Origin of the sequence: Thermodesulfovibrio sp. 3462-1 (genome assembly GCF_040451425.1) — a bacterium.
Taxonomy (GTDB): Bacteria; Nitrospirota; Thermodesulfovibrionia; order Thermodesulfovibrionales; family Thermodesulfovibrionaceae; genus Thermodesulfovibrio; species Thermodesulfovibrio obliviosus.
This window is the reverse complement of the sequence record NZ_CP144374.1, coordinates 419880-432117: the sequence shown is the minus strand read 5'-3', so window position 1 is coordinate 432117 and position 12238 is coordinate 419880. Positions and strand designations below refer to the sequence as shown.

The 12238-nt window shown below is 33.3% G+C and carries 13 protein-coding genes and 1 tRNA gene; 9 read left to right on the top strand and 5 right to left on the bottom strand.

The genetic code is table 11. The features are described 5' to 3' along the window. Positions 1-4: 4 nt before the first annotated feature. The 3 genes from sat to V4D31_RS02155 form a co-directional block, all read right to left on the bottom strand. Positions 5-1390: a sulfate adenylyltransferase gene (gene sat / locus V4D31_RS02165; protein WP_353686610.1), complete on the bottom strand. Its 1386-nt coding sequence runs from the start codon at positions 1388-1390 to the stop codon at positions 5-7. A 12-nt stretch (positions 1391-1402) separates the two neighbouring features. Next, positions 1403-2053, bottom strand: coding sequence for an adenylate kinase (locus tag V4D31_RS02160; protein ID WP_353686609.1), 651 nt, complete (start codon positions 2051-2053; stop codon positions 1403-1405). A gap of 101 nt (positions 2054-2154) precedes the next feature. After that, positions 2155-2754 carry an XTP/dITP diphosphatase gene (locus V4D31_RS02155; RefSeq protein ID WP_353686608.1) on the bottom strand — a complete coding sequence of 200 codons (600 nt, stop codon included), beginning with the start codon at positions 2752-2754 and terminating at the stop codon, positions 2155-2157. A 38-nt stretch (positions 2755-2792) separates the two neighbouring features. Between V4D31_RS02155 and V4D31_RS02150 the strand changes: the two genes are divergently transcribed. Continuing rightward, positions 2793-2866: transfer RNA gene (locus tag V4D31_RS02150), tRNA-Met, on the top strand. A 1-nt stretch (position 2867) separates the two neighbouring features. Here the strand turns inward: V4D31_RS02150 and ftsY are convergent. Further along, positions 2868-3773 carry a signal recognition particle-docking protein FtsY gene (ftsY, locus tag V4D31_RS02145; RefSeq protein ID WP_353686607.1) on the bottom strand — a complete coding sequence of 302 codons (906 nt, stop codon included), beginning with the start codon at positions 3771-3773 and terminating at the stop codon, positions 2868-2870. Continuing rightward, a complete protein-coding gene (locus V4D31_RS02140; protein WP_353686606.1) occupies positions 3773-5518 on the bottom strand; it encodes a hypothetical protein in 1746 nt (581 codons plus the stop codon). The genes ftsY and V4D31_RS02140 overlap by 1 nt, the downstream gene beginning before the upstream one ends. Positions 5519-5659: 141 nt before the next feature. On the opposite strand from V4D31_RS02140, the gene V4D31_RS02135 reads away from it, so the two are divergent. The 8 genes from V4D31_RS02135 (at position 5660) to nusB (ending at position 12233) form a co-directional block, all read left to right on the top strand. Further along, positions 5660-6067, top strand: coding sequence for an RDD family protein (locus tag V4D31_RS02135; RefSeq protein ID WP_353686605.1), 408 nt, complete (start codon positions 5660-5662; stop codon positions 6065-6067). A 47-nt stretch (positions 6068-6114) separates the two neighbouring features. Next, positions 6115-7149 (top strand): rod shape-determining protein, encoded by a 1035-nt coding sequence (locus V4D31_RS02130; protein ID WP_353686604.1) that lies wholly within the window; start codon positions 6115-6117, stop codon positions 7147-7149. Next, on the top strand, positions 7149-7910 hold the full coding sequence (gene mreC, locus V4D31_RS02125; RefSeq protein WP_353686603.1) for a rod shape-determining protein MreC: 762 nt from the start codon (positions 7149-7151) through the stop codon (positions 7908-7910). The genes V4D31_RS02130 and mreC overlap by 1 nt, the downstream gene beginning before the upstream one ends. Positions 7911-8005: 95 nt before the next feature. Then, complete coding sequence (locus V4D31_RS02120; RefSeq protein ID WP_353686602.1) at positions 8006-8392, top strand: hypothetical protein; 387 nt, start codon at positions 8006-8008, stop codon at positions 8390-8392. Next, positions 8389-10140, top strand: a complete 1752-nt coding sequence (gene mrdA / locus V4D31_RS02115) for a penicillin-binding protein 2 (RefSeq protein ID WP_353686601.1) — start codon at positions 8389-8391, stop codon at positions 10138-10140. The genes V4D31_RS02120 and mrdA overlap by 4 nt, the downstream gene beginning before the upstream one ends. Then, on the top strand, positions 10127-11254 hold the full coding sequence (gene rodA / locus V4D31_RS02110; RefSeq protein WP_353686600.1) for a rod shape-determining protein RodA: 1128 nt from the start codon (positions 10127-10129) through the stop codon (positions 11252-11254). The genes mrdA and rodA overlap by 14 nt, the downstream gene beginning before the upstream one ends. Positions 11255-11263: 9 nt before the next feature. After that, on the top strand, positions 11264-11728 hold the full coding sequence (gene ribE / locus V4D31_RS02105) for a 6,7-dimethyl-8-ribityllumazine synthase (protein ID WP_353686599.1): 465 nt from the start codon (positions 11264-11266) through the stop codon (positions 11726-11728). A 19-nt stretch (positions 11729-11747) separates the two neighbouring features. Further along, positions 11748-12233 carry a transcription antitermination factor NusB gene (gene nusB / locus V4D31_RS02100; protein ID WP_353686598.1) on the top strand — a complete coding sequence of 162 codons (486 nt, stop codon included), beginning with the start codon at positions 11748-11750 and terminating at the stop codon, positions 12231-12233. The last annotated feature ends 5 nt before the right edge of the window (positions 12234-12238 follow it).

Here is a 12238-nt window from a genome sequence, read left to right as displayed (position 1 = left end):
TCCTTTATTTTTTTAAGTGAGCTGGGAGTTCCATATGAGGGAGATCAACCTCAAGTCTTTCTTCCCTCTCTTTTAGATACTTCTCATTATTAAATGGATATCCAAATTTCTGCCACCATTTTACAACAACCTTGTAAACTTCAGGTCTATAAATCTGTGGTGGTGGTGTTACGCCTTCGTTTATAAGTCCTCTGATAAAGCTTCCAGAGTATCTTGAGTATATACCCTTATGATTACAATTACCAGAATATGCAAATTCAAGGCATTTTGGACAATACCAGAATTCTGCAATGTTCTGAGGCCTTATATAAAATCCACCTTCCACTGCATATGGTGGAGCATCAAAACCAAAGCTTGGAATACCTTTAGACCATAGAATTTGAGTTGCGTAAATATCATAATACTCACCCAATGCAGCATGGTCTCTTCCAAACATATGGAAGGAAATTCCCATATTCTGTCTGATTACTGCATGAATGAGAGATTCAATTGGATTTCCATATCTCATATCCCATAGTGTAAAGGTTACAAGATGACGCTCAGGTTTAATATAGCCAGCAAGATGAATCATTTCATGGCCTTCAACGATTGCTTCATCAGGAAAATCTCCAATTCTTTTTGCACCAACTATTGCATTGACAACAATACCATGAGAAGGTTCTATATCACCGATATATGCTGCATTTTTCATCAATGCTTCATGACCTGTATGGGGGACATTTCTTGTCTGATGTGCTATAACAGTGGTCCATCCCCTTTTCTCAAACTCTTCTCTTGCTCTCTTTGGTGGATACCAGAATCTGTCAAATGGTGGTCTGATTTTTGGTTCATTTATTATTGTGTATTTTCCAGCAAGAATAATAGGATTTAATGAGCAGTAAATATTATACCCAGTGTGCTTCTGGTCAAAGGGAAATTTTACAACCTCAGGATTTTTCTCAGGTGTTCCAAAGGTTCTTACAGCAACATCACCTGGCACGATTTCATAAACTTCTTCAATTTCAAGAATTGCAAAGGGTTCTCCCTTAAGTCTCAAGAGAAGCCAATCACCTGGTCCAACTTTAAGCTTTTTAAAGTCTTCCTCTGAAATGTCAAAAAGAATTGGATAGGGGAAAACCCAACCGCTGGTAAGTCTTCTCTTTTCAAGAACACTTTCCAAGTCAGCCTTTGTCATTGAGCCTTCAACAGGGCTGAAAAATCCATAACATACAGACATTATTTCCCTGTAAACATTTCTTACAGGATTGCCCTTAAAAAGGGTTGGCTTAATGTCATAAACTGCAGAGCACTTCTCCATTAGTTTTCTTGCCATCTCAGGGTCACGAACAACTCTCTCCACAAGTTTTCCACCATGTGGCGGTGGCAGTGTTTTAATTCTTACATCTGGCATACCTTTCCCTCCTTATTTAATTTTTTCTAAGATTGCACAGATACTGCTAAATATCTCATCTATGCTACCTGTGCCTGATACAGTTTTAAGAATTCCTTTTTTTGAATAGTAATCAATTAATGGTTCTGTTTGAGCCCTGTAAACTTCAAGTCTTTTTCTAATAGTTTCCTCTTTATCATCATCTCTCTGAAAAAGCTCTCCACCACATTTGTCACACTTGCCATCAACTTTTGGTGGAGAGAAATAGATATTGTACATCTGCCCACAGGACTTACAAGTTCTTCTACCTGTAAGCCTTTTCATTAAATCATCAAAAGGAACATCAAGGTTGAGTGCTAAATCTAACGGAATGTTCATTTCAGCAAGCATCTTGTCAAGGGCTTCAGCCTGAGCAACATTTCTTGGAAAGCCATCAAGAATAAAACCTTTTTTGCAATCATCTTGTGCAAGCCTTTCCTTTACCATCCCGAGAACAACTGAATCTGGAACAAGCTCACCTTTATCCATGTATGCCTTTGCTTCCTTTCCAAGAGGCGTTCCTTGAGCAACTGCTGCTCTTAAAAGATCTCCCGTTGATATCTGAGGAATTCCGTATTTTTCCACCAATTTTTTTGCCTGCGTTCCTTTTCCTGCTCCTGGAGCACCTAAGAATACTAATCTCACTTTTTCCTCCTTTTGAGATTAAAATTAACTTTTGGTTTATAATTTAACCTATTATTGCTTAAAAAGCAACTTAAATTTTATAATTTTGCAATAAGTTTTCCTTATAAATTTGTCGTTAGTTTTATCAAAAATTCTATTAATTTGTCAAGTGCCTCTTTGCGATGACTTATTTTGTCCTTTTCATGAGGTAACATCTGAGCAAAAGTTACTGAACTGCCTTCAGGTATGAAAACGGGATCGTATCCAAAACCATAGCTTCCTTTTGGAGTCTCTGTAATTTTACCTTTCACATAACCCCAAAATAAATATTCTTTTGAATTCGGAAAAACCAGAGCAATGCAACATACAAATTGAGCAGTCCTTTCTTCCAGAGGAATTCCTTCTAATTCTTTTAAAAGTTTTTTAATATTATCCTCATCAGTTGCATTTTCTCCTGCATATCTCGCTGACCTTACTCCTGGAGCACCTCCTAATGCATCAACCACAAGACCTGAATCATCAGCCAAAGCAGGCAAGCCTGTTTTCTGGCATACATATCGTGCTTTTTTTAAAGCGTTTTCCTGAAAAGTTAGTCCATCTTCTACAACTTCTTCAAGTTCTGGAAAATCGTTAATTGAAAGAAGTTCTATATTAAGATCTTTAAGAATTCTCCCTAACTCTTCTGTCTTTTTTTTATTTCTTGAAGCAATTACAATCTGCATTTGACAAACCATGTTTATTTAAGGTATATTAAAATTATCGCGGGGTGGAGCAGTCTGGTAGCTCGTCGGGCTCATAACCCGAAGGTCAGAGGTTCAAATCCTCTCCCCGCAATTTAATCAAACAAAGCTTCAACAAACTCTTTAGGGTTAAACTCCTTTAAATCATCAATTCCTTCGCCTATACCGATTAATTTAACAGGAATGCCTATTTCCTTCTTTATTGCGAAAATAACGCCACCTTTTGCTGTTCCATCAAGTTTTGTTACTACAACTCCTGTTAATCCTATAGCTTCATTAAAAAGTTGAGCCTGTTTAATAGCATTCTGCCCTGTTGTAGCATCTAATATGAGCAAAATTTCATGGGGTGCTTCAGGAATTGATTTTTTTATAACTCTGTTGATTTTTTTTAACTCTTCCATTAATGGTTGCTTTGTATGAAGTCTTCCTGCTGTATCTATAATCACTATGTCCTTTTTTTTTGCTCTGGCATGCTGCACTGCATCAAAAACAACAGCAGCTGGGTCTGCACCACTTTTATGTTTGACAATATCAGCTCCTACTCTGTTTGCCCATATTTCAAGCTGTTGTATAGCTGCAGCTCTAAAGGTATCTGCAGCAGCAAAAACAACAGATTTACCTTCACTTATGAATTTATAACCCAGCTTCCCAATAGTTGTAGTTTTTCCAACTCCATTTACTCCAACAACCATGATTACTGCAGGTTTTGAGGATAAATTTAGACTGGTTCCGTTTTCAAGAATTTTATAAAGCTCATTTTTAAGTAGAGATTTGAGATCGCTGTAGTCTTTTAATGCTCCTTCTTTTACTTTTTTTCTTAGAATAGATGTAATTTGTTCTGTTGCCTGTATACCAACATCAGAGGATATTAAAATCTCCTCTATTTCTTCTATTGTTGTTTCATCAATTTTTTTACCTACTGGAACAACAGCCTCAATTTTTTCAACAATATGTTGCTTTGTCTTGCTTAATTTTTCCTTGAGTTTGTCAAATAAACCCATTAAGGTCTCCTAAACTCTACAAGAAGTTCATCTTTTTTCTTTGTAATACGATATTTAAGAGGCTTTTTAAGGGTTATATTGAGTATAATTTTGTTTTCTTTTTCAGATAAAGAAACTTCCTTTATAAAATCTGATTCAATTTTTATCGGTGCTTCTAACTTATTTTTAACAGGATAAACTTCTAATGAAACTGACATAATTTTTCCTTCTTTTTTTGTTTTTGGATAATATCCACCGTATTTATCCACATTTGGTATAAAAAGAGTGATGGAGGAACTATTTTTTGTTTCAACAAGAGAGATATTTTTAAGTTCTAAAATCTGATCTTTACTGACAATTCTTTTTTTAGTTTTTGCTTTTTTTACTTCTCTTTTTTCAACTATTTTTTTCTTTGGTTTTTCTATTTTCTTTTCTTCAGCAATTTTAATTTCCCTTGAAGGAATCTCTTTTTCTTCTGTTGTTGCAAAGATATTAAATTTTTCTGCCCTATCATACATCACTTCAACAGTAGCAACTCCATTAATAAATTCTGATGGAGGAACTTTATTAGGAGTAAGAGTACCTGAACCTGATGATTTTAATATAACTGTACTGCCATACAAATTGTAATTGGACATAACTTTGTCAAGATGATTATAAGCAATAATTTTTATTTTGAATTTCTGCCCTGCAATAATTGTCTCAGGTGATATGATTTCAAATCTTTTTACTTTCGGTGGAACAATTTTTACAACACCACTTTCTCCTCTTATTGAACTGTCATTGGCAACTTTAACTACTATTTTTATATCCTCAGCTCTATCATAGCGAAGGCTAATTTTAGCTTTTCCATCTGAAAAGGCATAAGATGATAACTCAGAAGGGAAGATATAACCTTTGCCTTGTGCTTCTATTATTATTTTTTCTTTTTGTGTTGCAAAATCTTTAACAAAATTATTGAATTTATCAATAGCCAATATGGTTATATCAAAAGGTTCATTAACAACAGCGCTTTCAGGTGCATTAACAATAAAAGAATTTACAGGACCATTTAAAATCTCTATTTTTTCACTTTTACCTGTGATTTTTTTATTCAATAAATCTGCTTCAATTTGGAAAATTCCAATTTTTTCTGAAAAAAGTTTTACTCTCACATTACAGCTTTCAGGTATATACTGAATTTCTTTTATCTGAGGAGACACATCACCCTTAAAAAATAAATTCAAATCCTTAGGTTCAAAATCTTTACAAACAACATTACCAAAACGATCTTTACCTGAAATCCATACTTCAAAATCACTACCAGCTTTTGCTGAAGCAGGCACTTTTATATTAAGATTAGATATCTCTGCTGGCAGAATTTTTATCTTTTTTTCAATAATGGGGAAAGGACTATTAATTTCATAAAGTGAAATCACAACTTCTTCTGCCTTCTCATCCTTAAATCTAATTGCCAGACCTGACTGAGTTATTTCACTTGACTTAAATTGAGAAGGTGATATCATAGCTGAGCCTGTTACAGTTAATTTATATTCTTTAAGGCTTTCAGCAGGCATGGTAACAGGATTACCAAAGGCATCAAATGCTATGATAAATATTTTATATTCATTACCAGCTGTCAATACATCCGGGACATCAAACTGAAAATGATCAAAAGTTCCTGGTTTAGCAATAATTTCTGCATGAGTTAATGATATACAATAAAAAAATAACAAAAAAATAATAAAATTCAACCAACAACTCACCCTTACAATTTTATTACCCATTTTACCCTCCTCTGTAAATTTCTATTTTCACATTTTGCTTTATCAACAAATTTTATTGTATCCTATCATAATTGTTTATATTAAAAAGAGGCAAGTGCTAATATATTATAGAATATTTAAAATAAAAATAGAACAATAAAAATGATTAATAATCAATCAAAACATGGTAATATTTTTTTCAGGAGCATTGCTAAGTTAATTGACTTACTGATTATTGCAGCCCTGTGGAAAATTTTTCATGAAGGAGGATTTTTTATAGGAATTTTTTATTTACTAATAAGTGATGGTTTATTTAAAGGTTGCAGTATTGGAAAAAAATTTTTAAGGCTGAAAGTTATTAACACAGACAGACAGAGTAAAGCAGATTTTAGAGACTCCATAGTTAGAAATTTACCTTTAGCTTTATCAGTATTTTTTTTACTGATACCAATTATTGGCTGGATAATTTGCGTTGCATTGTTTGCCTTTGAATTTACACTTATTGTCGGTGATCCAGATGCTAAAAGATTAGGTGATTACATGGCTAAAACTTCAGTCATAGAAGAATAAATCTAAAATATTTTAAAATAATAATTAAATCTATATCAGGGAGGACAATGGTGTTTCTTCAAAAAATAGTAGGAAAATTTTCTAATGACCTGGCAATTGACCTCGGAACAGCAAATACTCTGGTTTATGTAAAAGGTAGAGGAATTGTATGCGATGAACCCTCCGTTGTTGTTGTAAGAAGAGACAGCAAGAAAGTGGTTGCTGTTGGCACTGAGGCAAAAGAAATGATGGGTAAAACTCCATCCAATATTATCACAATAAAACCTCTTAAAGATGGCGTTATAGCTGATTTTGACGCAACAGGACAAATGCTTAAGTATTTTATTACAAAAGCTCATAATAGAAAATGTTTTATTTCACCAAGAATTATAATTGGAGTGCCTTCAGGTATAACTCAGGTTGAACAAAGAGCTGTTAAAGATGCTGCAATTGCTTCAGGTGCCAGAGAAGTTTATCTTATAGAAGAACCTATGGCTGCAGCAATAGGAGTTGGACTTCCTGTAGGTGAACCTTCTGGCAATATGATAGTTGACATAGGAGGTGGAACCACAGATGTTGCTGTAATTTCTCTTGATGGCATTGTCTGTTCAAAGGCAGTAAAGGTCGGGGGAGATAAAATGGATGAAGCAATAATAGCCTACATCAAAAGAAAATATAACTTAATGATAGGAGAAAGAACTGCTGAACTAATTAAAATAAATATTGGTAGTGCTTATCCTATGAATTCTGACAGAACAATGGAAATTAAAGGAAGAGACTTAATAACAGGAATTCCAAAAGCAATAACTGTTACTGAGGAAGAAATCAGAGAAGCTTTACAGGAGCCTATATCTATTATTCTTGATACAATAAAAGTTACCTTAGAAAACACACCTCCTGAGCTTGCCTCTGATATAGCAGACAAAGGAATAGTTCTGGCTGGTGGAGGAGCTTTATTGAGAGGATTAGATATCCTTATAAGAGAACATACAGGAGTCCCTGTGATAATTCCTGAAGATCCGCTAAAGGCTGTTGTTAAAGGATGCGGTGCAATGCTTGACAAGCTTGACCTTCTCAAAAGAGTTTCTCTTAATGTTAACTGATGATAAAAAAAACAACAACTTTAATTATAATTGGCATATGTGTAATATCTTTTTTTCTTGTAAGCTACCAATCTAGGGGGCTAATCAGTTTTGGTAAAATTGATTTTTCGCCTATCATTTCACCTGTGCAATCTTTAAAAAATTTTTTTTCTGAGATTTTATATCTCAAAGAAGAAAATAGAAAATTAAAAGAAAAACTATATCAAATGACTTTAGAACAGAAATCTTATAATGAGCTTATTTTAGAAAATCAAAGACTAAAAGAACTACTAAATCTGAAAGAAAAAAATAAAGAAATCGTAACAATAGCCAAAGTAATACGAGCTGGATCAAATAAATTCCTTAAAACTATCTGGATAAATAAAGGAGCTAACCACGGGATAAAGACAGGAATGCCTGCAATAACACTAAATGGATTAGTAGGAAAGGTGATTTTTACCTCTTCGAATTTTTCAGAAATACTTTTGCTGACTGATCCAAACTTTTCTGTTGCTGTTAGAGTTGAAAGAACTCGCTCAGAAGGTATAGTAAGCGGGACAGGGACAAGTCTGTGTGCTCTTAAATATATTCCTTTAGAAGAAGATATAATGGTTGGAGACAGATTAATTACCTCTGGAACAGATGGCATTTTTCCTGAAGGAATTAAAGTGGGAGTAGTAAAAAAAATTAGCAAAAAAGGATTTTTCCAAAATATAGAAGTTATTCCATATCAGTCAGATTCAAAAATCGAAGAAGTGGCGATAATCAAAAGTTTAACATGAAATTTGTAATTAAATGGTTCATATTCATATTTTTTACCTTTTTTGTTGAACAGGCTTTTACAATTGGCAACATAAATTTCAATTTCTCCTTTTTATTGATTTATCTTTTTGTTATACATTATTTTTTCCCAAAGGTAGAACAAAAAAAAATCGCACCTTCAGAAACTTTACCTGTGTTATTTTTTGTAACTGTTGGGGCAGTAGAAGATCTTTTTCAAGGAATAGTTGGTCCTGCAATCATATCTAAAACAATTACAGGTGTTTTATTAATTATCCTGGTCAGGCAACTCTTTTTTCACTGGACTGAAACTTTCAAAGCTTTGGTCATTTTCATTTTTACCTTAATAGACGAGGTTATCTATAGTTCGATTATGATATATTTTTTTAATTTTAGTGTAAATCTTCAACTTTTTAAAGCTTTATTTATAAAAGGACTTATCAATGTGCCAATAGGTTTGCTCTTGAGTTGGAGAAAGCCATGAGAAAAAAGGACTATATATTTGCCACTATGATTTTTTTAATATTTATTATAATTCTGCTAAGGCTCTGGCAACTTCAGATACTTAATACAGAGAAGTATAAAAAACTTGCTGAACAAAATAGAATTAGAATAATAAAAATACCTGCTCCACGGGGAATTATTTATGATAGAAATGGCATACCGCTGGTTGAAAATATTCCTTCTTTTGCTGTTTCAATTTCTCCTGAATATGCATATAAAGTTGACATAAATATTTTAGCTAAAATTCTTAACCTATCAGCAGAAGAAATAGAAAAAAAGCTCAGTAAGAAATATGAAAGTATTTATATGCCTATTAGAATAAAGGAAGATTTGACATTTAAAGAAATTGCCATGCTGGAAGCAAGGCGTTCAGAACTGCCAGGCTTAATAATAGAAACAGAAATAAAAAGGCACTATCCCTTTGGTCCTGCAACAGCTCATTTATTAGGATATCTCGGTAAAATCACTGAAGAACAAATAAAAGATAACCTCCAATATAAAAATTTGCCTTCCTATTTCATGGTAGGACAAACAGGATTGGAAAAAATATTTGATGACAAACTAAGGGGAACTCCTGGAGAAAAAATCGTAGAGGTTGACGCTCTGGGCAGGGAATTGAGACTCATAAAAGAATCACCTCCTGTAAAAGGTGAAGATATTTATTTAACAATTGATGCTTTACTTCAGGAGTCAGCCTACAAATCTCTGGAAACTCTAACAGGAGCTTTTGTTGCAATAAAACCCGATACAGGAGAAATATTAGCATTAGTGAGTTCTCCATCCTTTGATCCAAATATATTTGTAGAGGGTGTTCCACAACATTACTGGAATGAATTAATAAATAATCCACAAAATCCTTTGCTTAACAGGGTAATTCAAGGATTGTATGCTCCTGGGTCAACCTTCAAAGTAATTACTGCACTGGCTGGACTTGAAGAAGGAGTTATAACTCCTGATAAAGTACTGGTAAACTGCACTGGAGGTATAAGTTTTGGAGCCTGGACATTTGGATGCTGGAAAAAAGGAGGACATGGGCCTGTCAACCTCAGAAAAGCTCTTGTTGAATCTTGTGATGTTTATTTTTATGAACTTGGCAGAATTCTCGGAATAAAGAAAATACATAAATATGCTACCTTGTTAGGTCTGGGTAGTCCTACAGGATTTAATTCAGATGAAAAAGCAGGATTAGTTCCAGATGATGAATGGAAAAAAAATGACAAAAAAGCTTCATGGTTTTTAGGAGATACATTTAATACTTCCATTGGACAGGGATTTTTGAAAGTAACTCCACTGCAGATGGCTCGAGTTATGGCTATAATAGTAAATGAAGGGGTCAAGGTGACTCCTTACATAATCAGAGGTAATGAGGCTAAAAAGGAAAATTTGAATCTTAATCCTAAAAATCTTGAAATAATTAAAAAAGCATTATCAGCAGTGGTAAATGAACCAGAAGGAACAGCTTCAGGAGCTCGTTCTTATATTATAAAGTTTGGCGGCAAAACAGGAACAGTTCAGGTAATTAGCAAAAAATTGAAAGAAAAAGTATCATATAAAAATATTGAACACCATGCATGGTTTATTGGATTTGCTCCAACGGACGATCCTGAAATGGCTTTTTCCTTAATTGTTGAACATGGAGGAAGTGGAGGAGCTGTTGCAGCACCTGTAGCAAAAAACATTCTTGAAGGATACATTCTTAAAAAGAGGCAACTAAATGTTAAAAATTGATAGAAGGCTGATTAGCTATTTTGACTGGATTACTTTTGCTATAGTTTTTTTTATATGCATTCTCGGTATATTAACACTTTATAGTGCCACAAGACCACCTCTTGATGAGGGAGAACAACCTCCTTTTTATGTTAAACAATTAATATGGCTTGCAATAGCCACATTAACTTTGATTGCTTTTGTAACCTTTGACTATATCAAGCTAAAAAATTTCTGGCTAATCTTTTATATAATAGGAATTTTACTTCTTATTATTGTTCTTTTTACAGGTAAAACAGCAATGGGTGCAAAAAGGTGGATAAATCTTGGATTTTTTTCATTTCAGCCTTCAGAAGTATTTAAAATAATCTTTATCATAAGTATTTCAGCCTTTCTGGAAGACAAACAATCTCCTCTATCAATAAAGGATACTCTGAAGGCATTACTCATTTTTGGAATAATACCATTTTCGCTAATTATTAAACAGCCTGACCTTGGAACAGCAGTGTTGCTTTTTGCAATTACATTTATAATGATTATTTATAAAGGGCTTCCTGTAAGATTGCTTATTCTTCTTCTTTTTATATTTATTATTTCAATATTTTTTTTATGGGAAATTTTGTGGGAAGGACTGAAGGAATATCAGAAAAATAGATTAATTGCTTTTATTGACCCGAGCATAGATCCAAAAGGAATTGGTTACAACATTATGCAATCAGTAATTACAGTAGGCTCTGGTGGACTTTTTGGCAAAGGATTTCTTGAAGGTACACAGGGACCTTTAAAATTTCTTCCGGAAAGACATACTGACTTTATTTTTCCTATTTTTGCAGAAGAATGGGGATTTATAGGATGCTTCATACTTTTAACGCTTTATTTTACACTTTTTATCAGATGCTGGAAAACCTCAATAATTGCTAAGGATGAGTTTGGAAAACTTCTTTCAATAGGTTTTACTTCAATTTTTGTTTTATACTTTTTCATAAATATTGGAATGACTCTTGGAATCATGCCAGTAGTAGGAATTCCTTTACCATTTATGAGTTATGGTGGAACAACATTAGTTGCTAATTTTATAGGAATTGCTTTAGTAATAAATGTTAGAATGAGAAGATTTGAATTATTCTATCCATAGGAGGAAAACATGAAAATTATTGAAGGAAAACTTGATGCGCAGGGACTAAAATTTGGAATCGTTGTAAGCAGATTCAATGAATTTATTACTTCACGCCTTCTTGAAGGTGCTATTGATGCTTTAATAAGGCACGGAGCACAGCAGACAGACATTGAGATTGTGAGAGTTCCTGGTTCATTTGAAATTCCCATAATTGCAAAAAAATTAGCTCAAACTGGTAAATTCCATGCAATTGTCTGTCTTGGCACATTGATCAGAGGTGCAACTCCTCATTTTGACTACATCGCTGCTGAAGTATCAAAAGGAATTGCCCTTGTTGGATTAGAAACAGGTATTCCTGTTTCATTCGGAGTAATTACAGCTGATACTATTGAACAGGCAATAGAAAGAGCTGGTTCAAAATCAGGGAATAAAGGATGGGATGCAGCTATGGTAGCCATTGAAATGGCAAGAGTTATGGAAGAGTTGAAATAGCCTTAGAAATCAGGTAAAAATGAAGAGAAGAAAAGCAAGGGAATATGTTTTACAATTTTTATATGCCTGTGAAATGAATGAAAATACAAGGAAAATGTGTGATTATAATTTATTGCAGGAAGAAATTGAAAAATTCTGGGAAAGAAATAATGAAGAACAGGATCATGATATAAAAACATTTGCAAATCAATTGATAGAAGGAACAATTGAAAACATTGATGTTATTGATAAAACAATTCAAAAATATACTGAAAAATGGCATTTAGAAAGAATTATACCGATTGACAAAAATATTTTAAGATTTTCAATTTATGAAATATTATTTCGTCATGATATACCCTATCAGGTCACAATAAATGAAGCAGTGGAGATAGCAAAAAAATATTCCACAAAAGAAAGTGCTGCCTTTATTAATGGGATTCTTGATAAAGTAGCAAAAAAAGAACTCTCTCATTCTGAATCTGCTCACAAATATATTGACAAAATTAATTTTGAAAAACTATAATTCAT